This window comes from Bacillus sp. BD48, from assembly GCF_046566805.1.
Taxonomy (GTDB): domain Bacteria; phylum Bacillota; class Bacilli; order Bacillales; family Bacillaceae; genus Bacillus; species Bacillus safensis.
Genome location: NZ_JANGFM010000001.1, coordinates 884,425 through 905,981 on the forward strand (window position 1 = coordinate 884,425; position 21,557 = coordinate 905,981).

Below are 21,557 nucleotides of genomic sequence, written 5' to 3' on the forward strand. Positions count from 1 at the left end.
GATCCACGCACCATTCCTCCTTTATTCACCCAGCTGCTTCTCACCTTTTTGTTTCATATAAATGGCCTGTCCAGGGAAAGCAAATTCTACACCTTCTTCGTGGAAAATATCTATGATGCGATAGTTAATATCCTGCTTTATATCAAGATTTTCAGACCAAGCTGTCGTGTTTGTGTAAAAATTGAAAAACAAGTTCAAATAGCTGTCAGCCAGTACATCGAGATTCACCATAATCGTCTCTTTATGCACCCCATCATGCTCGTGAAGCATCTGTTTGAGACGCTTAATACACTGATCAATGTTTTCCTTTGGTGTATTGTAGGAAACGCGAACAGAGAACGTAATCTGACGTTTATTCATCCTTGTCCAGTTTGTGATCGGCTCCTTAGAAAGCGTAGAATTCGGAACGGTCACGACGGCTTCAGCAGGTGTTCGAAACCTTGTGCTTCGAAATGTAATGTCCTCCACGGTCCCAAGAACACTTGGTGTCTCCACAAAGTCGCCCATCGTAAAAGGCTTCTCTGTAATGATGACAATCCCTCCAAAAAAGTTAGCCACTGTATCCTGCGCAGCAAGCGCAAAGGCTAGACCACCTAGACCAAGACCTGCCACAAGTCCATTTACATCATAATTAAATTCTTGTGCAATGATACTAATACTCAGTGCGATAATAATGAAGCGAAGTACCTTTGATAAAAACGGTGCTAAAATATCATCCATATCTAATTCAAATTTCGAATTGACCTTTTGAAACAAGAAGGAAGATGCAGCGGTTAAGTTACAGAGCCCCCACGTCAGCATCAATATAATAGAAGATCTATACAATTTGATGATGACATCCATATGATGTTCAAAGTATGGTGCCTGTCTTAACGCAAAATATAAACCAAGTGCCACGAAAAACAGTCTCGCTGGTTTTTCGAATGCCACAACAATTTGGTTAATGACCTCCGTTTTAGACCGATTCGTCAGCCTAAAGAGAAGTTGAAATAAATATTTCGTAAATACCTTTCTGAGCAATAAAAAAAGCAATAAAATACAAAGGCTAATACCGATTTGGATCGCGATATCTACTGTAAAATATGTATCCATCCATTTTTGTGTAAACATGTCTGTCTCTCTCCTTTAAAACAATCCTCTCTAGTTTATAATATAACCTTCGTTCATGTCCTCTCTTAAATGTCTGACCTCTACATAAAAAGCCTCGGGATTGATCCCGAGGCATGATGTTCACATATAAAATTTTGGCTAGAGACATATCGACGGGCAGCAAACTACTTTTTCTTCTGAGCCTGATCAAGGAGAGTCGCTTTAAACATTTCAGCATCCGTTTCGGCCTTAATACGTTCTTCCACTCTAATTCTCCCTTTACCCAATCATCTCGCCTCCTTTTCATCATTATAAAACATCAGAATTTTCAGTCAACATGACGAAAGCACTAATATTTTGACGAACGCTGACGATTTGGACAAAATTGATCGAAGAAAAAATGATGTAGTTCAGATTTACTCAATAAGAGCTTGGGATATTCCTGCAACTTTTCATTTTTCATACACGATGCTTTCTCACCACATGCCATTTACCATTACATACAGCTCTCCCTCCTTCCATATAGTAAAGAAGGAAAAACAGAAAAAATTTGATATGATAAGACCAGAACTTAAGTCAGGAGCTGGAGCATGTGTATATTATCGCGCATAGAGGGTCTTCAAGCGCTGCCCCAGAAAATACCTTTGCCGCATTTGATTTAGCTGTTCAGCAAGGTGCGGATTATATTGAGCTAGACGTCCAGCTGACAATGGATCAGCACGTAGCCGTCATCCATGATGTAACCGTTGATCGAACGACTAACGGAAGCGGATTAGTGAAAAGTTATACACTTGATCAACTGAAGAAACTGGATGCAGGGAGCTGGTTTGATTCTCAGTACGCCAACGAACGAATTCCCACATTACAAGAAATTCTTGAAAGATACAGTCAGCGTGTCGGAATACTGATTGAGATCAAGCATCCAAAACAGCAGATTGGGATTGAAAAGGCAGTTGTCGACATCATCAACCGGTTTGCCTATTCCCGTCACATCATGGTTCAATCTTTTGATGCCAATGCACTTCAAAGAGTCAAAGCTTACGCTCCTTCTCTTCGAACAGCTTTTATTATAAAACCCTCTGCCTTCAAACTGACGAAAAGGAAATTAGCGGAGTACAGCTCCTTTGCCGATTGCCTTAATATGAAGAAAACGATGATCAACAGGTGGTTGATTGATCGCATCCACTCATTTGGAATGGATGTCTTTATATGGACAGTGAAAGACCAAAAAACAGCCGACAGGATGAAAACATACCCCATTGATGGAGTGGTGACGGATCACCCGCCATTTTTTCTAAAGGAGAAATGATGTAAATGAAAGCATATCTCGCCGTATTTATCGGTGGACTGGTTGGTACACTTTGCAGATATGAACTTAGCCAGTCCGTTGTCAGCCAGACATTCCCCTATGCAACACTGATTGAAAACATTACAGGCAGTCTGCTTCTTGGCTTTTCAACAGGGTATTTTATGTTTCGGAAGAGAAAAAAATATCTTGCTGCTTTGATCGGAACAGGATTTTGCGGTGGTTTTACGACAATGTCCACTTTTTCTAAAGAAACGGTTCTCTTATTACAGGATGGACTGTTCACATCAAGTGTCATGTACATTGTACTCTCAGTGATTGCTGGAGTGGGCGCTGCCTTATGTGGACTGATCACCGCTCAGCGTCTCTTTCAACAAAATGAGCAGCCGAAAGGAAGCAGATAAATGATTGTATTTTATACAGCTGTTGCTGGCGGGATGGGCAGTGCCCTTCGTTTCTTCCTTAGTCAATCGATTCAGAAAACCAAGTTTCATACTCATTTTCCGTATAGTATTATTCTCATCAACTTACTCGGCGCTGCCGGTTTAGGTTTACTGACAGGTGCAGTGACTGACAATGATCCGCTGCTTATGATCATTGGGACTGGGTTTTTCGGTGGCTTTACAACATTCTCTACATTTAGTGTAGAAGCTGCGGCCATGCTGCACGAGCGGCAAATTGGACAACTTACTGTCTACTTATTGGTGACAATCATCGGGTCTTTATGTCTCTTTGCTGCGTTTTATCAAATAGGACAGCATCTTTTTTAAATATTGGTAATGGCGGCTAAGCTGATGAGCAGCTGATCCATGAGCTGGCGCTTCATCAAAAAGAGTGTTTTTTCACTATAGCCAATTTCCATTGCACACTTTGCCATCCGCCAATCTCGAAAATATTTGTAATCGATGAGCTGCTGCTCTATTTCGTCCAACTCTTTTAATGCCGTTTCAATACAAGCAACGATGAGTTCATACTGACTTTTTTGTTCTTCTAACTTTTTCCGAGTCATGTGGTCGAGATGATGCGGGCTTCTTTTTTCAAGCTGCCTTTCGATATTTAAGATCGCTGCTTGATAATTTTTGAAATTCTTTAAATGAAACTCAATTCGTTTCATTGAGGTTTTTTTCTCCGTGATACTTGCTGTTTCATACCAAAGCATGTCCATCCCCCTTTAACGAACGTTTGTTCTCATTATAAACCGAACGTACATTCGTTAAAAGAGACTAAATACCTAAAAAAACCTTGAGCTTATTTTTCGCTCAAGGTCATTTCGTTTACTAAAAGCGGCTCCTTTATATCAAGCCCAGTGTGTGCGCTGCCTTTTTCTGACGATGTGACGCCTTTTTTCAAATCGATCTTTTTAACGTAACGTCCATCCATTTCCAGCACTTTCATCCGAATATCATCCAGATAGACGGATTGTCCTTCTCTGATATCAATATTCTCTTTTAAGATAAGCCCGCCGATTGTATCAATTTCCTCATCATGATAAGAGATCTCGATCAAATCTTGAACTTCATCTAATCTCACTTTACCATCTAAAACATAATGATGATCGGCTCTTTTTTGTATAACTGGCTGTTCATCTTCATCGAATTCATCTCGAATATCTCCGACAATCTCTTCTAAAATATCTTCCGTTGTGACAAGTCCAGACGTTCCGCCATATTCGTCAGTTAAGATCGCCATATGCATTCTATCACGCTGCATCTTAACGAGAAGCTCTTGAATAGGGATCGTGTCGATGACCTCAATCACTGGATATATATAATCTTGAATTTTCAGTTGATCTTTTTCTCCTTGATACACAAGATCTGCAAAGAGCTGCTTTTTGTTCAGCATGCCGATGACATGGTCTTTATCTCCTGAAAACACAGGGAAACGTGTATACTTTTCCTGCGTCATAATGGCAAGGATATCATCTAACGGCATATCTTCTGGAATCGCACAAATTTCTCTCCGCGGTATCATGATCTCTCTGGCAATTCGATTATCGAAATCGAAAATCTTGTTCATATAATTATATTCTGACGGGTTGATTTCCCCATTTTTTAAGCTCTCAGATAATAAAATCTTCAATTCCTCTTCAGAATGGGAATGTTCTTTTTCAGATCCCATATCGATGCCCATCATTTTAGTTAGCAAACGTGCTGACCCGTTTAACACATAAATGAAAGGGAACATAAGGATATAAAATGCATGCAGCGGGCCTGACAGCCATAGCGTCATTTTTTCCGCCTTTTGAATGGCAAGCGTTTTTGGTGCAAGCTCACCTACAACTACATGCAAAAAAGTAATAATAGAGAACGCAAGTGTTGCTGAGATCAGGCTGATTGCTGAATCAGGAATGTTTGTCAAACCGAAACCTCGAACCAAAAGTTCTTTTACAGCTGGCTTACCAATCCACCCTAAACCAAGGGATGTCACTGTAATACCAAGCTGACAGGCTGACAAATATTCATCCAGCCTTGATGTCACCTTTTTCGCCACGATGGCCTTTTTGGACCCTTCGGCAACAAGCTGATCAATTCTTGAGCTTCTCACCTTTACTATGGCAAATTCAGATGCAACAAAGAAAGCTGTTAAAGCAATCAAAACACCGACTATACTCAGATTAACAATATCGTCCATTTAACCTTGCTCTTTCTTAGAAGAACAAGGAGTCACCTCCTGATTGATGATGTTATGTTTTGCAAAACGGTTAACTGATTAAATAAGACTATATTGAGGGCCCCACTTAACCACCTCCGGTTCACGTAAAATTCCGTCTCTCTACATATATATGAAACGGTATTCATTTTATCTTATCATAAATAATCTGAAAATTCCTGTATCGTCATGTTATTTTTGACATGACTGACTAAATCGAGGGAAATCCTCCTCTGTTTCTTCTTATTGTCAGGAAATATGAACAATTAACTTGTGTTTCAGACTAGAATTATATTAAACTATTTTCATAAACTATAACGTGACGGTTAGGAGGAGATGTTCAGATGGGGCTGAGAAAAAGTATCGTATTGGTGAACTAGCACAGATTGCACAGGTGACGAAACGAACTGTAGATTATTATACAAACCTAGGTTTGCTTGCACCTGTTAGATCTTGCTCAAATTATCGTTATTACGATGAATATGCTTTAAAACGATTACAATTAATCGTTCTTTGCAAACAGCAGAGATTGGCTCTTTCTGACATCAAATCCAGATTAGATGAACAATTCCCTTCTCAAAAGGAAGATCATGATGAACTTGTCCATTTAACCTCTGATATCGATCGGATGAATGAGCATATGGACCGCATTTTGGCACGTTGTAAGCAGCTTCAGCCAGAACAACGTGAAAAACTAAAAGAGCAGCTTACACCTGAAAAGATGACGGCTGTCCAATCATTTTTACTGCTGTTAAGTTAAAATTTTTACTAAACAGGAGGTGTTACCTTCGTTCTCAAAGTCAGAACGAAGGCCTTAATTGGACATAGTTAATTTACTTATAGTTGCTTTGCTTATAGCTTTAACCGCATTTTTCGTTGCATCAGAGTTTGCGATCATTCGCTTAAGAAGCTCAAGAATTGATCAGTTAATCGCAGAAGGTAATAAAACAGCAGTTGCTGTCAAGCATGTCACGACTCACCTTGATGAGTATCTGTCAGCCTGTCAGCTCGGTATTACCATTACCGCCCTTGGTATTGGTTGGTTAGGGGAAGAAACAATTGCGCACATGCTTGCTCCACTATTTGTAGAGCTGTCCATTCCTCAATCAGCTAGTTCTATTGTCACTTTTATTATTGCGTTTAGTATTATGACGTTTTTACACGTTGTGGTTGGAGAACTTGCACCAAAAACACTCGCCATTCAAAAGGCAGAGCAAGTATCCCTTCTTTTTGCTAGACCGCTCATGATTTTTTACAAAGTGATGTTCCCATTTATCTGGGTATTAAATGGATCTGCTCGTTTGTTAACAAAAGCGTTCGGTCTTCAGCAAGTTTCTGAGCATGACATGGCGCACTCTGAAGAAGAATTGCGGATTATTTTATCAGAGAGCTATAAAAGCGGCGAAATTAACCAGTCTGAATTCAAATATGTAAATAAAATTTTCGAATTTGATGACCGTCTGGCGAAAGAAATTATGATTCCACGTACCGAAGTTGTCAGCTTCCCTCATGATATTACCATTGAGGAAATGCTGAAGGTAACAAAGGTAGAGAAATATACACGTTATCCAATTGAAGATGGCGACAAAGACAATATGATCGGTGTTTTAAACATTAAAGAGGTTCTCACTGCCTGCATTAGCGGTGAGTGTTCTACAAGCGATACGATCGAAAAGTTTGTCAATCCGATTATTCATGTGATTGAAACGGTTCCTGTTCATGATTTACTGCTCAAAATGCAGCGTGAACGTGTACACATGGCCATTTTATCAGATGAATATGGCGGTACAGCAGGTCTTGTGACCGTTGAAGACATCCTTGAAGAAATCGTTGGTGAAATTCGTGATGAGTTCGACATTGATGAAATCAACGAAGTGCGTAAACTTGGAGAAGACCATTACATCTTTGATGGCAAGGTCCTTGTTGATCAAGTCAATCTGCTATTAGGTATACAGCTTGATAATGAAGAGGTCGACACAATCGGCGGCTGGTTCCTTACTCAGAAATATGAAGTAGAGAAAAATGACGCCATTCGTGAACAAGGCTATGAATTTATTATTAATGAAGTCGATGGACACCATGTGGCATACATCGAAGTAAAAAAGTTAAATGAACAATTATTAGAAGCAGCTGAAGAAGGCGCTTCGTAACAAAAAACGCCCACTTGCTTAAGCAAGTGGGCGTTTCACATTGTGGACAAAGGACTAAAATGATTTTTATTTTAGCCCTTTGTCTTCTTTTTCAGCGTGATAGAAAACCTTTGAAGTCTAGGAAGGACGAGTACCGGAGCGGAGCGAATTGAGCATTCGTGAGCACCGGCACGCAGGACTGACACCGAATGCGAGGGTTTGTCTACACGCTGAAACGACCCTTGCCTAAGCAAGCGGTCGTTTTTCTTATGCCTTTTCCATTAATTGAGCTTCTAGCTCTTTGATTCTCGTGTTTAATACTTCCGTCATGGCACCTAATCTTTCTTTTGGCGGGAGATGGTCAAATTCAGACTGCTCAATCGGTTCACCGATGATTAAGCGCATTTTCCCTTTTTTGAAAAGACTTTTCGCATTTGAAGGTCCTTTGTATGCTGCTGGAACAATTGGCGCTTTACCGAGCTGCGCAATGGTAACCGCCCCTCTTTTTAAAGGAACATCCTCTGTTGTACGTGTTCCGCTTGGAAAAATTCCAACGATCTTTCCCTCTTTTAATAATTTAATGGGCGTTTTAATACTGCTTGGCCCAGGATTCTCTCGATCAACTGGAAAGGCATGAATCTTTTTTAAAAATCCACCGATCCATTTATTTGCAAACAATTCTTTTTTCGCCATGTAGTGGATCTCAAACGGAAGAATCCCTGCGCCTAATGCAAGAACATCCACAAAACCCTCATGTGTACAAGCAATGACAAAACCCCGATCAGTTGGCAGATTCTCTTTTTGATATACTTTGATTCCACCTCGGAGACCAAATAATACTTTGATGGTATAGCCTGAAAATTTATACATAGTGCACTTCCTTTGTTTGAAGAATGAAGGATTTGTCTCTATTATAACAAATTTTTTATTACCTGGTACTAAAAAATTTATAAACACCCCAATCCTCCCTGTCTTTTTCGTTTAAAATGAACGCTCTGTCTGTATTCAAGCACAAGGTTTTAGGGGAGAATAGAATAGGAATTGTGTCCAATTTTGTCGTTTTTCGATGTTTTTTCCTGATTTGTTCTATTGAAAATACTTTATAAATGATGCAAATTTCGCTATGATAAGGAGAAATGATTTTGATTCGGCGAAAGAAATGAGTAATGTACGGTAATGAGAAGTTTCGTGCAACTTTATGCCTTTCTTATGCGTGTATAACATAGAGGGGAGAAAAATCAGTGACGATCGATGAAATTTATCAAATGTATATGAACGATGTTTACAGGTTTCTGCTCTCCATGACAAAAGACAAACATTTGGCAGAAGACTTATTGCAGGAAACCTTTATGCGTGCTTATATACATATTCATTCCTACGACCATAGCAAAGTGAAACCTTGGTTATTTCAGGTGGCACGAAATGCTTTTATTGATTATGTCAGGAAACATAAAAAAGAAGTGACCATATCGGATGACCTCATTGGCGGTCTTTTACAAACGTCTGTACAAAGCCCTGCTGAACAGGTTGAAATAAAGGAAGTCCTCACCATGTATTTGGAGCAGCTTCCAGATAACTACAAGGAAGCGTTGACATTGTATTATTTAAAAGAACTAAATTACAAGGAAGCATCCAAGGTCATGAATATTACTGAAGCAAATTTTAAAAGTGTTTTATTTCGTGCAAGGCAGCGCCTAAAAGCACTTTACAACAGAGGTGTTAATGATGAATGAAGAGTTTAACAAGCGATGGGAACAATATAATAATGGTGAGATGAATGAGGAAGAAATGATGGCGTTTGAGGAAGAGCTTGAAGAAAACGAAAAACGCTTAAGCCAGGAACTGAACGACTCGGATTGGACAGATTTTTCCATCAGTCCTGAGAAGCAAAAAGCCATTTTACAATACGGAAAAAGAAAATCATATTTACGTATTTCCGTACTTGCTGTCATATCGACACTCATTATTTTACCGCTTTGTACATTAGGGAGCTATCTATACTACGGCGTTGGCGGAGCCGAGAGCAAAGGCAATCACTTCATGGAAACAGCCGCTGTCACCGTCGCTTTGACCAAACCAAACGTGGCCATTGATATGAAGGATTTAAAAGGTCAGGTCAAACTTTTTGGGATGAACACCGAATTGAAGCTGCAAAAACAAATTGGCAATAAAACAGAAGCCATTGGCAGTGAACAAATCGAGATGTTTTTCGATAAATTAAAGCAGCCTACCATCTCTTATTATGGTGACAGCGCACGTGAAACGGAGGGTTTCTTTACCCATCCTTCGGCGCAGGCAGATGCCTCAAAAAAACAAACACTCACTACGTTAGACAAGCTTCCTGAAGGAACAGTAAGTGAAGTGTATGTATCCTATGACAAAGCTTACACACCAAAGGATGTTTATACCTTTGCTAAAAAATACGATATGAAAGTGCTGTGGAATGCGATTAAAACAGAGGATTCATTAAGTGGAAATCAGCGGCCAATCGGCTTTCCTGGGAAGGACTCTGAATTTTTAAAAGAGCTTCAGCACACATCAAAAACTGAAGTAGATCAATTTAAAGATGCCCTTGCTTATGTCAACCAGCACCCGACATGGGCAACAACGATCTCTGGCAGACCTGATCTTGATCTGTCTAATCGTATACGCTATATCGATCAAAATGGCGTCACGGTTTATGGCTCTGTGGTCACTGGACCTTCTAAAGAAATTGAGAAATTTGTGAAGACAAAACGCATTAAAACGGCAAAAGTGAGCGAGGTGGAATTATGGAATTGGTAAGAATTTTTAAAGAGCATAATGTATTTGGCTGGATTTCTGTCGGCACAGCGATATTATCCCTGCTCATGCTAAACCTCGCCATTATCAGCAACGTGACATTTTATTCTTTTCAAATGCTTCCTTTTGCAATGGCCGCAGTTCCATTTGGCATTATTGAACTGTTCATTAAAAAAGGCCGTACGGGTCCAGGTTTCCTTGGTGTCGTACTGAATATCTTTGTCATTGTTTGTGTCTATGCCATCGTATCAATCGATGTCGATCTTCAGTTAGGTTTTTAATCAGCACTCAACATCAAAAGCCCGTGTTACTTGACTGCACCAAGTAACACGGGCTTTTATTTATTTTTTATTCAATTCTGAGTGTTTTCTTGAATATAAGAAATACACAACCAGCCCAATGACAAGCCAGATTAAGAAGCGAACAAAAGTGATTGCACCAAGCTTATATATGAGCAATCCGCAAGATAGAATAGCTAAGATTGGAATAAGCGGAACTGCCGGGCATCTGAAGGCTCTCGGTAAGTCCGGCTGCGTTTTTCTCATCACAATGACCGCCACTGATATCAAAATAAATGCTGAAAGTGTCCCGATGTTTACTAGGCTTGCCAGCTCATCAAGTGGAATAAATCCACCCATTAATGCTGACAATGTACCAAAAAACAGTGTATTGATATAAGGTGTTTTATGCTTTGGGTGAACCTTTGATAGAACCTTTGGCACCAAGCCATCACGAGACATAGCAAACATCACGCGTGTCTGGCCGTACAGCATGACAAGCATCACGGTTGTCATTCCTAGAATCGCTCCGACATCCACAATACCAGCCACCCAGTTTTGTCCGGCTACTTGTAACACGAGAGACACTGGATGTGATACTCCCTCAAAATTCATGAAAGGAACGATGCCCGTCATAATCGCACTGACAACGACATAAAGCAGCGTACAAATCAATAAAGAAGTAATAATTCCTCTAGGCAGGTTGCGTGATGGATTTTTTGTCTCCTCTGCCGCAGAAGCAACTGCGTCAAATCCGATAAATGCAAAGAATACTAAGGCTGCTGCACTTAAGACCCCTGATGTCCCAAATGGAACAAATGGTGTCCAGTTTTCAGGTTTTACATATTTCACAGCGACTAAAATAAAGAGCAGAATCACAGCAATTTTCATAATAACCATGATGTTATTTACTCGTTTTGATTCTTTAATACCAAAGTACAGCAGGAAGGTGATGACCATTAAAATAATAAATGCTGGAAGATTAAAATATGTCACTTGCCCTTTTAAACCACCTGGTGCTGCTGTTAACTCAACTGGTATATGAATTCCTATCCCATTTAAAAAAGACACAAAATAGCCAGACCAGCCCGCTGAAACGGCACTAGCGGCCAGCATATATTCTAATATTAAATCCCAGCCAATAATAAACGCTAGAAATTCTCCCATTGATGCGTACGTAAATGTGTACACAGATCCTGATACAGGCACTGTGGAAGCAAATTCCGCATATGATAGTGCTGCAAACAAACAAGCAAGACCTGCGATGACAAATGATAACACAAGTCCTGGCCCCGCAGTAACGGCTCCTGTACCTGTCAGAACAAATATCCCTGTCCCGATAATGGCTCCAATGCCAAGCATGGTTAAATCAAATGAACCCAATTCCTTTTTTAATGCTTTTTCCCCTTGTGTTGACGCAATGAGCTCTGAAATGCTCTTTTTTCTAAACAATGAATTGCTCATACCATCACTCCCAAAACTTAGTATCAGTCTAAAGACGCCACAACCATATAATTCACAATATTTTCTGAATATTTAGATTAAGTTTAGCACAATAAATTAGTGGCGTAAAATTATTATATATGAAAATTAAAAAATGAAAACACTTTTTTAAAAAATAGAGTGAAAATTCTTATATATCAACGAAAATTTTGTCAATAAATTGGTTAGATTTTCTTCAATTCTTATTCAATTGATAGCTTGTCTCCCTCTATTTATTATACAAAATGGAAGATTATATTTTTTTCATATACTTATTATTCAACAAAAATAAGACCCTTTTTTAAAAACGGGTCCACAACTTTGTTATTTAAAAGCCTTTAGACTGATAATGATCTATGAGAAAAGACCAGTTCTGAGGCACAAATGATATATGAAAAAAGAGACTGCTTCATCGCAGTCTCTTAAAATAAATTAGTTTACAAATGTTTTCGCTCCAAGATAAATCGGCTTCCAATAGCTTGATGTCATATCACTGATAGTTACACCGTCAGAAGCAGCATGGATAAACTTATTGTTCCCAAGGTAGACACCCATGTGAGATGGACCCGATTTATACGTGGTAAAGAACACAAAATCTCCAACTTTTGGTGTGGATACACTTTTCATCGATCCCCAAAAACCTTCAGTTGTTTGTCTTGAAATCTTTTTTTGTTTGTTAATGATATACCACATAAATCCGCTGCAATCAAAGCCCTTCGGTGTCGTTCCACCCCATTTATATGGTGTACCGTTCTGCGCTTTAGCATCTGCTATGAGCTTAGACGTGTTTAAGGAAGAAGTAGAGACTGTTTTTTCTTTAACAGGTGTTGTCTTTACTTTAGACGTCTTTTTCACCTTTAGCTTTTGCCCGATTTTAATGAGGTCTGTTTTAAGTTTATTTAACGATTTCAACTCTTTCACAGTCATCCCGTATTTTTTGCCAATCTTAGATAATGTATCACCTTTGACAACTTTATGAGTAGCAGTCGCTGAAGCCGTCTTTACTTTTGTTGTTGTTTTTGATGTTTTCACTGCTTTTTTCGAAGAAGTGCCATTCACTTTTAAGGTTTGTCCAACATAAATCACGTTAGATTTCAGCTTATTGTCTGTTTTAATTTTGCTCACGCTTGTTTTGTATCTTTTCGCTAGAACAGAAAGAGAGTCACCTTTTTGAACTTTTACTGATTGTGCTGAGGCAGCCCCGGCAAATAATGTCGTCCCAAGTAGAACTGCACTTGCAGCTGTGATCAATTGTTTTTTCATTTGTTCCTCCTGTATGTATCTATCTGATCCGAATTTTTATCTACTCCCTATTATAAGGATCAAATACCAGAAGAAATAGTCTTGACTTCCTACGACATTATGCTTATTAATTCGGCAAAATTTATTTTTTTTTAGGGTTCTTTTTATTTCATTTTTATTACACAATCATGACAAAATAATCGCATCTTGTCATGGATAAATGATACATTCATTTCTCTTTTTGGTTCATTCTATGTAAAGTGGACCTTTACAATTTTAAAGTGAACTTTACGATGCTGTAAAAAGGAATCCACACTTCTGCTCTACCATTGTAAACGTAAGAGCGATACATAAACAATGAGGAGGCAAAATGAATGAGTGTGTTGAAAAGTTCGAAAACGAAAATCGCTGCAGTGGCAGCAGCATCTGTGCTATCGATTGGCATTTTTTCAGGGGTTGAATTTGGACAAGCTGACAAAGCTGAGGCTAAAAAGAAGCCGAAAAATGACGTGCAAAATGTGATCGTGCTGATTGGAGATGGCATGGGAACACCTTATCTTTCAACTTACCGCTCATTTAAACACAACGGTGACCTTTCAAAGCAAACAGCGTTTGACCCTTACCTCACTGGCATGCATAAAACATACCCTGACGACTCTAAAAGTAACATTACTGATTCAGCAGCCGCTGGTACAGCCATGGCCACTGGTCAAAAGACATACAACAATGCCATTGGTGTAAACAAAAACGGCAAAAAATTAAAAACCGTTTTAGAAGAAGCCAAACGCAAAGGAAAATCAACGGGTCTTGTCGTGACATCTGAATTAACAAATGCTACGCCTGCTGCGTATGCCGCTCACGATGTGTCTAGGAAAAACACAGCAGCCATCGCTGACGATTTCTTCGATGAGAAAATCGGAAAACAGCATACAGTCGATGTCATGCTTGGCGGAGGACTTGTCGATTTTGTCCGGAAGGATCGTGATTTGACGAAGGAATTCAAACAAGCCGGTTATGATTATGTCACCAATAAAGCCGCCTTACAAAAAAACAAAAATGAAAAAGTGTTAGGCATTTTTGCTGATGGGGGTCTCGATAAAGCCATTGATCGTGATAAAACGACCCCTTCCCTGCAAGACATGACATCCTCAGCTATCAAACAGCTGTCTAAAAACAAAAAAGGATTTTTCCTTATGGTCGAAGGCAGTCAAATTGACTGGGCTGGACATGATCATGATATTGTCAGTGCGATGAGCGAAATGAAGGATTTTGAAAAAGCATTTGAAGAAGCGATTCGTTTTGCAAAAAAGGATAAAAACACGTTAGTCATCACAACTGCGGATCATTCAACTGGCGGACTTTCCTTCGGAGCAGACGGTTCGGGCAGCTGGGATTACAAACCGGTAAAAGCAGCGAAAAAGACGCCTGATTTTATCGCAAACAAAATTGCAAGCGGCATGCCTGTTGAGTCAGCGCTGAAACAATACATCAATCTTGATTTCACAAAAGAAGAAATAGCCTCCATTCAAAAGGCCGCTGAAACAAAGGATGCTGTAAAAATTGATGATGCGATTGAAGAAGTGATCAATACGAGATCACATACAGGCTGGACAACATCAGGTCATACCGGTGATGAAGTTCCGTTCTTTGCGTATGGCCCAACAAGCCAGCAGCTAAAAGGTCTGATGGAAAACACCGATCAAGCAAAGCACATTTTTAAACTGCTGAAAAATCAATAAAACGGGCAAAAAAGATGTCTGCTAAGAGACATCTTTTTTTGTCTTTTTTATGCAAGATATTTTCTATGAACTCCTTTTCCATCATAAGAAAACATGACTTCTTTTCCTTCAAGAACTGACTCGATATGCACACTTCTTCCCCACAGCTGATATAAATACGGAAGGACTTTTTCTAAGTATTTCAGATCAAGTTCAATGCCTTCATACCAATGCTTAATATAAAGTTCATTATTTTTTAAATAGTCGCCATCGATCACGGTCAAATACGGAAAGCCGCCATTTACTCTCATGCTGACTAATTGGTCACGAACCGCTTTCCATTCTTTATCAATGACTTTATAGTCTCTCCCCTGCTTTTGAAACAAATACAAGTCTTCTCTCATGACAAGGTCTTTCGTTAAGTAGTTTCGAATAAAAGAAATATCCGATTCAATTTCCCTGACTTCAAACATTTTACTGCGGCCAGATCCTTCTGTAACCCCTGCTTTTTTTAATTCTTCACATGGGTTGTCATAGCGCTCTTCGATATCTTCAAAAATCTTCAGCCCTAAATAGTAAGGATTGATGCCTGTTTTAGATGGCTGCACCACACCTGCATTTAATTTCGCAAACTCTATCGATTCACTTGAATCTAAATCAAGCTCCCGCATAATCCGCTGGTGCCAATACGATGCCCAGCCTTCATTCATAATCTTTGTTTCCAGCTGCGGCCAAAAATAGAGCATTTCTTCTCTCAGCATGGTAAGGACATCCCGCTGCCACGGCTCCAGCTCCCGGGAATGCGCCTCAATAAAGAGTAAAAGATCCTTTTCCGGCTTTGGCGGAAATTGCTTGACGGTTTTCTTTTTCTCATGCGTCTTCGGCTCATCCATTCCCCACAAATCATCATAAGGCGTTTGACGTTTTGGTTTATCTTCTTCACATTCTTCTTCATCGTCCATATTCCAGCTTAACTTTGAACGAACAAGAGACGGATCAATATGCTCTTGGAGAGCCAATACGGCATCTAAAAAGGATTCGACTTCTTTTGTCCCGTGGATATGCTCATATTCTTTGATCCGCTCTGCCGCCGCTGACATGCTTTCGACCATATCTCGTTTTGTGTTTTGGAAACGGCAATTATTTTTGAAGAAATCACAGTGTGCCAATACATGAGCCACAATTAATTTATTTTGAACGAGCGAATTGTTATCAAGTAGAAAGGCGTAGCAAGGATTTGAATTGATCACAAGTTCATAAATTTTGCTTAACCCTAAATCATAATGAAGCTTCATTTTATGAAATTGCTTCCCAAAGCTCCAGTGGCTGAATCGTGTTGGCATTCCGTATGCACCGAACGTATAAATAATTTCCGCGGGACAGATTTCATACCTCATCGGATAAAAATCTAGACCAAATCCTTCTGCAATTTCTGTAATTTCATCAATCGCTCTTTGTAAAAGACGTTTTTCAGATACGCTCAAGGAAACCATCCCTCCTCATCGGACTTATCCCTACTATATGAGCGTATGTAAAAAAACATGATGTTCCGCCAACCGTTTAGACGACTTCCATTTCTTTCGTGGATTGCCCGCCAAATGCTTCGAAATGAATATTGCGCAATGGAATTCCAAGCTCTTTTAAAATATGAATGATCTCCTGTGTAAACACCGGGGAACCGCATAGATAAAATTGGCCTTTCCCTTCTCCGATCACCGATTGAAGAAATGGATGGTCAATGCGGGAAGCCGCTTTCTCAACAAGCTCACCTTTTCCAGACTGCGCAAATTGTTCGTTACATAGGATGATGCGCCCGTGGGAAGCTGAGGCTAGAACGCCTTCAAACTCATTTTCAAAAGCATTTACATCCTCTAATCGATCTGCATGAATCATCGTAAATAACTGGCTGTTTTGTGCTGCTGTTTTTACTAAACCAATCATTGGAGTGACACCAGACCCAGCACTGATGAAATAAACAGGCTCTTTTGTGTCTCCTTGCAAACAGAACATTCCCTGCGGCATACTCACTTGAAGAACGTCCCCTTCTTCCATTTCATCATGCAAAAATGTAGACACATGCCCATCACGCTTGACTGTAATGCGGTAATAAGATGGATGATGCTCATCTGATAAGCTGTATTGTCTGCTGCACATGTAGGCTTCTCCTGGCATATCTGCCTGAATCGTAATGTATTGGCCTGCTTCATACATTGGCAGCTCTGATTCATCTTCTGGTACTAAATAAAAGGAGATAAACGATGGAGATTCTTGCTTCTTTTTCTTAATCACAAACGGCTTCACATCTGCCCATCCGCCTGTCTGCTTCACATTTTCATCCATCATTTCTGCTTCAATGGTGATGAAAATATTCGCAATGATGTCATATGCAGCTTTCCAAGCTAATAAAGTGTTATCTTCTTCTGTTAAACCAAACACCTCTTTCATCGCTTCAATCAAATGATATCCGACAATTGGGTACTGCTCTTTTTTGACCATGACACTGACATGCTTATGGGCAATTTGTTTGACCGCAGGAAGTAATTCCTCTAATCGATCGATGTGCAGTGCAGCTTGATATAGTGTCGCAGCAAGTGCCTCTGGCTGACTTCCGTTCATGAGATTTGTTTTATTAAATTGATTGAGCAGCTCCGGGTGCTGGCGAATCATATTTTGATAAAAAACAGTGACAAGTTTGGTTCCCTCGGCTTTTAGTAGAGGAGCTGATTGTTTTATTGCATTCATTTGATCTTTAGATAACATCGTCATTCCTTCTTTCAAAAGAAGTATTTTAAATACATCTTTATCGTAATGGATGACAGCCTCTAAAAGCAATATTTATAATACATGTTTTAAATGTTGTCACAATTCACACTTTCTCGAACAGTTTTTGTCTAAAATGTGTTACGATGATACAAAACTCTATTAGGTTTAGAGGTCGTCAAAATGAAACTTACGAATTACACAGATTTCTCATTAAGGGTACTCATTTATTTAGCTTCGAGAGAAAACAATGAATTGTCAAATATTCAGCAGATCGCCGATGTTTATGGCATTTCTAAAAATCATCTGACGAAGGTGATTTATCATCTTGGAAAACGCGGGTATGTGGACACGATTCGCGGAAGAAATGGCGGGATCAGGCTTGGAAAAAGCCCAGAAAGCATTAATATTGGAGAGGTTGTCCGCTATACAGAGGATGATTTAGTCATGGTTGAATGCTTTGATCCAAAGAAAAACGGCTGCATCATCTCCCCGATTTGTTCATTAAAGCATGTACTTCATGAAGCACTCACTGCTTATTTAGGCGTACTTGACCGATACACACTAAAGGATTTAACACAAAACAAAGATGCTCTTAGAGAGCTCCTGCTTTAAGACGAAAGAATTTTATTCTTTCGTCTTTTTCTTTACCTTCTTGTAATAATAATTTATTTAAAATTATTATAAATAAATATTGACTATCATGTTTGATTCAATATAATTAGGGTATATAGATTGCTAGAAAACACTTTTTTGTTTACAGGAGGAGAAAAGAATGACAAATTCAAATCATAAAAATTTGACAACGAACCAAGGCGTGCCTGTAGGAGATAACCAAAACTCAAGAACAGCTGGTCACCGCGGACCTACCTTTCTTGATGATTACCATCTGATTGAAAAACTCGCACACTTTGATCGTGAACGTATTCCAGAGCGCGTCGTTCATGCAAGAGGCGCCGGCGCTTACGGTGTGTTTGAAGTAGAAAACAGCATGGAGAAACATACAAAAGCAGCCTTCTTAAGTGAAGAAGGGAAACAAACAGACGTTTTCGTTCGCTTCTCCACCGTTATTCATCCGAAAGGTTCACCCGAAACATTACGTGACCCGCGCGGCTTTGCTGTCAAATTTTATACAGAAGAAGGCAACTATGATCTCGTTGGTAACAACTTGCCGATCTTCTTTATTCGTGATGCTTTGAAATTCCCTGATATGGTTCACTCTCTCAAGCCAGATCCTGTAACCAATATTCAAGATCCTGACCGTTATTGGGATTTTATGACCTTAACACCTGAATCTACACATATGCTCACATGGCTCTTCTCTGACGAAGGAATCCCTGCAAGCTACGCTGAAATGCGCGGTTCTGGTGTGCATACATTTAGATGGGTGAACAAATATGGCGAAACAAAATATGTAAAATATCACTGGAGACCTTCTGAAGGTATTCACAACTTATCTATGGAAAAAGCAGCAGAAATTCAAGCAAACGATTTCCAGCATGCGACAAGAGATTTATATGACCGCATTGAAAAAGGCAACTTCCCAGCATGGGACTTATATGTTCAGCTTATGCCGCTTAGCGATTATGATGAACTTGATTATGATCCATGTGATCCAACAAAGACGTGGAGTGAGGAAGATTACCCGCTTCAAAAAGTAGGGCGCATGACACTCAACCGCAATCCTGAAAACTTCTTTGCTGAAACAGAACAGTCTGCTTTCACGCCAAGTGCATTTGTTCCAGGAATTGAGGCATCTGAAGATAAACTGCTTCAAGGCCGTCTCTTCTCATATCCTGATACGCAGCGTCACCGTCTTGGTGCGAACTACATGCGCATTCCGGTTAACTGCCCTTATGCACCTGTACACAATAACCAGCAAGATGGCTTTATGACAACGACCCGTCCAAGCGGTCATATTAACTATGAACCAAACCGTTATGACGATCAGCCAAAAGAAAACCCTCACTACAAAGAAAGTGAGCCAGTTCTTCACGGTGACCGTATGGTGCGACAAAAAATAGAGAAACCGAACGATTTCAAACAAGCTGGGGAAAAATATCGAAGCTACTCTGAGGAAGAGAAACAAGCATTGATTAAAAACCTAACAGCTGATTTAAAAGATGTAAATGACAAAACAAAATTACTTGCGATCTGCAACTTCTATCGTGCAGATGAAGATTATGGCCAGCGATTAGCAGATTCACTTGGTGTAGATATTCGCGCTTATCTTCAAGGAAGCATGAAGTAATTCCATTCGCAATGAGCATCTCGAAATAAATTGTTGGACAAAGGGCTAAAATGATCTTTATTTTAGCCCTTTGTCTTTTTTGACTGAACGCCTCGAGCACCCTTTACAAAAAAAGGTGCTTCTTTATAGTCGAAACACGTTAATACTAATCAAATGACCGGTCACCGGATGAAAATAAATTTCTGCATGAGCAGCAAAGAGAGTTGAGCCTTCCTTTACAGTGACGCGAAACACATCTTTTGTCTGCTCATCATTCACTTGTGTACGGCCAATGTAATGATAATCGTTTAAAGCGGCACCTTTGTATTCATCTTGCAACGCTGTGTACGCAAGTCTTTCCCAATTTTCAAGCGGCTGCACCGCTGCTTTTGATGCAGGATGAATCATCAAACTGCCAAGCAAAACGATTCCTGCTGTAATAAGCATCCACCATTTCGGCTGCATGATATCATTGATCTCACTTTCATATATGTTTTGTTTAGGTTTAGCTGGCCGGTCCTTTTTCATACATGAAGCATTTATTCAGCCTATAATTCCCGGTACACGATTGATGCGGACACCAACTTTTCCCCTGAAAAAGTCGATATGATCCGAGCAAACTAATGAGGACTTCTCAAGGGAAAGGAGAAGGTTTAATGAATGTGGCGGATTATGATAAAGCACTTTATTATACGCATCGCTCGCAATGGGATAATCTACTTATTCTTATGGTACGTACGCAAGATGATTTGCTCTCGAAACGTATTGAGCATTTCTTACATGCGTATCAATTTAACCGGAACGATGCAGATGTTGAAAAATGTTTATATGGGCTCCTGCAGTACATTGACCATGCTTCAGAGGCTGCTGCTTCTGAAGTTTATTCACAACCGATGTACACATAAAGAAAAAGGGCTAAAATGATGTTTATTTTAGCCCTTCCCTTTTACATACAATTAGCAGTGCGCTGTGATGGGAAACATAAAGTGGCCTTTTGCCCAATGTTCCTTTGTGTAGATAAACAGCGCATCCTCGTCATTTGGCGTCGTAACCGCGTGTAAACCTTCAATTGTCGTATCAGGCGTGAAATAGAAGATCACTTTTTCCGTTGTTTCCTTCACAATACTTCCTACAACTTCTTCTACATCCGGTGTTTGAAGCGAAATGATATCGAACACATGCATCGTTTCATTTTCTTCATTCATCAGCACAATGGTATCTAATGCTTCAATATAAAAAATGGCATCCGGCCATACTAATGTAAAATAAAACATCAATAAGCTGCTGTGATGCTGAGCATCCAATTTCATTGAGTGAGTCTGCCGCTTTTCTGCGAACTGTTCAAGTAATGACACGTCTTGCTCCAATGTCAGCTTTTTAACGTGTACGCCCTTTTTTATTTGAATGGCGCTTTTATTGATATTTAAGCTAAATTCACTTTCGTGATAACGGGTAAAACCAAATCTCGGATAAAAATCTAACACGGTTTCATTCGCAAAAAGAAAGATGACATCACACTCATTTTCGTATTGATCCATGATATGCTGTATTAACTTTGTCGATAATCCTTTGCGCTGATAGGCTTGATCTGTCATAACAGTGCCGATTTGAGCTGCTCGATACGTTTGCCCATCAACGATCACTGACATAAGATAAACGGAAGCGTTAGAGATCACCTTCCCGTTATGTACAAAGGAATAAGGAATATATTTTTCATCCCAATAGCCTCTTTTGTACCAGTCACTAAAATCCAAATCAAATGTTTCGATCGCAAGCTTATTAAAGCTCTCTTTCAATTTGTCATCATCGCGATAATCACTTACTAATTCATATGTCTTGTCTCCACTTTGATTCCCTCCCATTTTACATTCACCTGTGACTGACCGGTTCATC

At 39.6% G+C, this 21,557-nt stretch carries 23 protein-coding genes; 12 read left to right on the plus strand and 11 right to left on the minus strand.

Going from position 1 to position 21,557, the window contains the following annotated elements:
• Positions 1-21 precede the first annotated feature (21 nt).
• Together ACLGGR_RS04565 and ACLGGR_RS04570 are read right to left on the minus strand one after the other, a co-directional pair.
• The gene (locus ACLGGR_RS04565; protein ID WP_048238367.1) at positions 22-1,110 is read right to left on the minus strand and encodes a mechanosensitive ion channel family protein; all 1,089 of its coding nucleotides are present in this window, start codon (positions 1,108-1,110) and stop codon (positions 22-24) included.
• 164 nt (positions 1,111-1,274) lie between these two features.
• Positions 1,275-1,376 (minus strand): YhdX family protein, encoded by a 102-nt coding sequence (locus ACLGGR_RS04570; protein ID WP_017360338.1) that lies wholly within the window; start codon positions 1,374-1,376, stop codon positions 1,275-1,277.
• A 305-nt stretch (positions 1,377-1,681) separates the two neighbouring features.
• Here ACLGGR_RS04570 and ACLGGR_RS04575 point away from each other — a divergent pair, with 305 nt between their 5' ends.
• Genes ACLGGR_RS04575 through crcB (ACLGGR_RS04585) form a run of 3 tightly spaced genes read left to right on the plus strand, consistent with a single transcriptional unit; the run spans position 1,682 to position 3,165 of the window.
• Positions 1,682-2,398, plus strand: a complete 717-nt coding sequence (locus ACLGGR_RS04575) for a glycerophosphodiester phosphodiesterase (protein ID WP_142944396.1) — start codon at positions 1,682-1,684, stop codon at positions 2,396-2,398.
• Positions 2,399-2,403: 5 nt separating this feature from the next.
• On the plus strand, positions 2,404-2,799 hold the full coding sequence (gene crcB / locus ACLGGR_RS04580; protein WP_251215735.1) for a fluoride efflux transporter CrcB: 396 nt from the start codon (positions 2,404-2,406) through the stop codon (positions 2,797-2,799).
• Positions 2,800-3,165 carry a fluoride efflux transporter CrcB gene (gene crcB / locus ACLGGR_RS04585; protein ID WP_251215736.1) on the plus strand — a complete coding sequence of 122 codons (366 nt, stop codon included), beginning with the start codon at positions 2,800-2,802 and terminating at the stop codon, positions 3,163-3,165.
• Here the strand turns inward: crcB (ACLGGR_RS04585) and ACLGGR_RS04590 are convergent.
• Both ACLGGR_RS04590 and ACLGGR_RS04595 read right to left on the minus strand, forming a co-directional pair.
• A complete protein-coding gene (locus ACLGGR_RS04590; protein ID WP_034282242.1) occupies positions 3,162-3,554 on the minus strand; it encodes a hypothetical protein in 393 nt (130 codons plus the stop codon). The two genes, crcB (ACLGGR_RS04585) and ACLGGR_RS04590, sit on opposite strands and share 4 nt — an antisense overlap.
• Positions 3,555-3,643: 89 nt before the next feature.
• Positions 3,644-5,026 carry a hemolysin family protein gene (locus ACLGGR_RS04595; RefSeq protein WP_142944393.1) on the minus strand — a complete coding sequence of 461 codons (1,383 nt, stop codon included), beginning with the start codon at positions 5,024-5,026 and terminating at the stop codon, positions 3,644-3,646.
• Positions 5,027-5,363: 337 nt separating this feature from the next.
• On the opposite strand from ACLGGR_RS04595, the gene ACLGGR_RS04600 reads away from it, so the two are divergent.
• Together ACLGGR_RS04600 and ACLGGR_RS04605 are read left to right on the plus strand one after the other, a co-directional pair.
• Positions 5,364-5,804, plus strand: coding sequence for a MerR family transcriptional regulator (locus ACLGGR_RS04600; protein WP_034667702.1), 441 nt, complete (start codon positions 5,364-5,366; stop codon positions 5,802-5,804).
• Positions 5,805-5,862: 58 nt separating this feature from the next.
• A complete protein-coding gene (locus ACLGGR_RS04605; RefSeq protein WP_048238362.1) occupies positions 5,863-7,194 on the plus strand; it encodes a hemolysin family protein in 1,332 nt (443 codons plus the stop codon).
• Between the two features lie 246 nt (positions 7,195-7,440).
• Here ACLGGR_RS04605 and ACLGGR_RS04610 read toward each other — a convergent pair whose 3' ends face one another.
• Positions 7,441-8,043 (minus strand): lysophospholipid acyltransferase family protein, encoded by a 603-nt coding sequence (locus tag ACLGGR_RS04610; RefSeq protein WP_142944392.1) that lies wholly within the window; start codon positions 8,041-8,043, stop codon positions 7,441-7,443.
• A 371-nt stretch (positions 8,044-8,414) separates the two neighbouring features.
• Here ACLGGR_RS04610 and ACLGGR_RS04615 point away from each other — a divergent pair, with 371 nt between their 5' ends.
• From ACLGGR_RS04615 to ACLGGR_RS04625, 3 genes are read left to right on the plus strand one after another with little or no spacing between them, the layout of a single operon-like run.
• Entirely contained in the window at positions 8,415-8,906 is a 492-nt protein-coding gene (locus ACLGGR_RS04615; RefSeq protein ID WP_024425287.1) for a sigma-70 family RNA polymerase sigma factor, read from the plus strand.
• Positions 8,899-9,957: an anti-sigma factor gene (locus ACLGGR_RS04620; protein WP_142944391.1), complete on the plus strand. Its 1,059-nt coding sequence runs from the start codon at positions 8,899-8,901 to the stop codon at positions 9,955-9,957. The genes ACLGGR_RS04615 and ACLGGR_RS04620 overlap by 8 nt, the downstream gene beginning before the upstream one ends.
• Positions 9,945-10,235, plus strand: a complete 291-nt coding sequence (locus ACLGGR_RS04625; protein WP_024425288.1) for a hypothetical protein — start codon at positions 9,945-9,947, stop codon at positions 10,233-10,235. Before ACLGGR_RS04620 ends, ACLGGR_RS04625 begins: the two co-directional genes overlap by 13 nt.
• Positions 10,236-10,295: 60 nt before the next feature.
• Here ACLGGR_RS04625 and bcaP read toward each other — a convergent pair whose 3' ends face one another.
• Together bcaP and ACLGGR_RS04635 are read right to left on the minus strand one after the other, a co-directional pair.
• Positions 10,296-11,696, minus strand: a complete 1,401-nt coding sequence (gene bcaP, locus ACLGGR_RS04630; protein WP_142944390.1) for a branched-chain amino acid transporter BcaP — start codon at positions 11,694-11,696, stop codon at positions 10,296-10,298.
• 450 nt (positions 11,697-12,146) lie between these two features.
• Positions 12,147-12,977: a C40 family peptidase gene (locus ACLGGR_RS04635; RefSeq protein WP_142944389.1), complete on the minus strand. Its 831-nt coding sequence runs from the start codon at positions 12,975-12,977 to the stop codon at positions 12,147-12,149.
• Between the two features lie 353 nt (positions 12,978-13,330).
• Here ACLGGR_RS04635 and ACLGGR_RS04640 point away from each other — a divergent pair, with 353 nt between their 5' ends.
• A complete protein-coding gene (locus ACLGGR_RS04640; protein ID WP_410972577.1) occupies positions 13,331-14,695 on the plus strand; it encodes an alkaline phosphatase in 1,365 nt (454 codons plus the stop codon).
• A 47-nt stretch (positions 14,696-14,742) separates the two neighbouring features.
• Here ACLGGR_RS04640 and ACLGGR_RS04645 read toward each other — a convergent pair whose 3' ends face one another.
• Both ACLGGR_RS04645 and ACLGGR_RS04650 read right to left on the minus strand, forming a co-directional pair.
• Entirely contained in the window at positions 14,743-16,167 is a 1,425-nt protein-coding gene (locus tag ACLGGR_RS04645; protein WP_410972578.1) for a SpoVR family protein, read from the minus strand.
• Between the two features lie 67 nt (positions 16,168-16,234).
• Positions 16,235-17,434 (minus strand): globin domain-containing protein, encoded by a 1,200-nt coding sequence (locus ACLGGR_RS04650; RefSeq protein WP_410972579.1) that lies wholly within the window; start codon positions 17,432-17,434, stop codon positions 16,235-16,237.
• Positions 17,435-17,617: 183 nt separating this feature from the next.
• Here ACLGGR_RS04650 and ACLGGR_RS04655 point away from each other — a divergent pair, with 183 nt between their 5' ends.
• Together ACLGGR_RS04655 and ACLGGR_RS04660 are read left to right on the plus strand one after the other, a co-directional pair.
• Positions 17,618-18,049: an Rrf2 family transcriptional regulator gene (locus tag ACLGGR_RS04655; RefSeq protein ID WP_048238354.1), complete on the plus strand. Its 432-nt coding sequence runs from the start codon at positions 17,618-17,620 to the stop codon at positions 18,047-18,049.
• Positions 18,050-18,209: 160 nt separating this feature from the next.
• On the plus strand, positions 18,210-19,685 hold the full coding sequence (locus tag ACLGGR_RS04660) for a catalase (RefSeq protein ID WP_142944385.1): 1,476 nt from the start codon (positions 18,210-18,212) through the stop codon (positions 19,683-19,685).
• A gap of 123 nt (positions 19,686-19,808) precedes the next feature.
• Here ACLGGR_RS04660 and ACLGGR_RS04665 read toward each other — a convergent pair whose 3' ends face one another.
• Positions 19,809-20,129 carry a YqzG/YhdC family protein gene (locus ACLGGR_RS04665; RefSeq protein ID WP_410972580.1) on the minus strand — a complete coding sequence of 107 codons (321 nt, stop codon included), beginning with the start codon at positions 20,127-20,129 and terminating at the stop codon, positions 19,809-19,811.
• Positions 20,130-20,320: 191 nt separating this feature from the next.
• Between ACLGGR_RS04665 and ACLGGR_RS04670 the strand changes: the two genes are divergently transcribed.
• Positions 20,321-20,569 carry a YhdB family protein gene (locus ACLGGR_RS04670; protein ID WP_024426598.1) on the plus strand — a complete coding sequence of 83 codons (249 nt, stop codon included), beginning with the start codon at positions 20,321-20,323 and terminating at the stop codon, positions 20,567-20,569.
• 51 nt (positions 20,570-20,620) lie between these two features.
• Here the strand turns inward: ACLGGR_RS04670 and ACLGGR_RS04675 are convergent, their stop codons facing one another.
• Positions 20,621-21,556 (minus strand): GNAT family N-acetyltransferase, encoded by a 936-nt coding sequence (locus ACLGGR_RS04675; RefSeq protein ID WP_410972581.1) that lies wholly within the window; start codon positions 21,554-21,556, stop codon positions 20,621-20,623.
• Between the last annotated feature and the right edge of the window lies 1 nt (position 21,557).

Excerpts from the sequence above, each read along its gene's own strand:
- ACLGGR_RS04645 (WP_410972578.1), bottom strand. The coding sequence starts at position 16,167 with ATGGTTTCCTTGAGCGTATCTGAAAAACGTCTTTTACAAAGAGCGATT.
- ACLGGR_RS04675 (WP_410972581.1), bottom strand. The coding sequence starts at position 21,556 with ATGAACCGGTCAGTCACAGGTGAATGTAAAATGGGAGGGAATCAAAGT.
- ACLGGR_RS04650 (WP_410972579.1), bottom strand. The coding sequence starts at position 17,434 with ATGTTATCTAAAGATCAAATGAATGCAATAAAACAATCAGCTCCTCTA.
- ACLGGR_RS04660 (WP_142944385.1), top strand. The coding sequence starts at position 18,210 with ATGACAAATTCAAATCATAAAAATTTGACAACGAACCAAGGCGTGCCT.
- ACLGGR_RS04610 (WP_142944392.1), bottom strand. The coding sequence starts at position 8,043 with ATGTATAAATTTTCAGGCTATACCATCAAAGTATTATTTGGTCTCCGA.
- crcB (WP_251215736.1), top strand. The coding sequence starts at position 2,800 with ATGATTGTATTTTATACAGCTGTTGCTGGCGGGATGGGCAGTGCCCTT.
- ACLGGR_RS04655 (WP_048238354.1), top strand. The coding sequence starts at position 17,618 with ATGAAACTTACGAATTACACAGATTTCTCATTAAGGGTACTCATTTAT.
- ACLGGR_RS04670 (WP_024426598.1), top strand. The coding sequence starts at position 20,321 with ATGAATGTGGCGGATTATGATAAAGCACTTTATTATACGCATCGCTCG.
- ACLGGR_RS04640 (WP_410972577.1), top strand. The coding sequence starts at position 13,331 with ATGAGTGTGTTGAAAAGTTCGAAAACGAAAATCGCTGCAGTGGCAGCA.
- ACLGGR_RS04635 (WP_142944389.1), bottom strand. The coding sequence starts at position 12,977 with ATGAAAAAACAATTGATCACAGCTGCAAGTGCAGTTCTACTTGGGACG.
- bcaP (WP_142944390.1), bottom strand. The coding sequence starts at position 11,696 with ATGAGCAATTCATTGTTTAGAAAAAAGAGCATTTCAGAGCTCATTGCG.
- ACLGGR_RS04665 (WP_410972580.1), bottom strand. The coding sequence starts at position 20,129 with ATGCAGCCGAAATGGTGGATGCTTATTACAGCAGGAATCGTTTTGCTT.
- ACLGGR_RS04595 (WP_142944393.1), bottom strand. The coding sequence starts at position 5,026 with ATGGACGATATTGTTAATCTGAGTATAGTCGGTGTTTTGATTGCTTTA.
- ACLGGR_RS04625 (WP_024425288.1), top strand. The coding sequence starts at position 9,945 with ATGGAATTGGTAAGAATTTTTAAAGAGCATAATGTATTTGGCTGGATT.
- ACLGGR_RS04590 (WP_034282242.1), bottom strand. The coding sequence starts at position 3,554 with ATGCTTTGGTATGAAACAGCAAGTATCACGGAGAAAAAAACCTCAATG.
- ACLGGR_RS04565 (WP_048238367.1), bottom strand. The coding sequence starts at position 1,110 with ATGTTTACACAAAAATGGATGGATACATATTTTACAGTAGATATCGCG.
- crcB (WP_251215735.1), top strand. The coding sequence starts at position 2,404 with ATGAAAGCATATCTCGCCGTATTTATCGGTGGACTGGTTGGTACACTT.
- ACLGGR_RS04620 (WP_142944391.1), top strand. The coding sequence starts at position 8,899 with ATGAATGAAGAGTTTAACAAGCGATGGGAACAATATAATAATGGTGAG.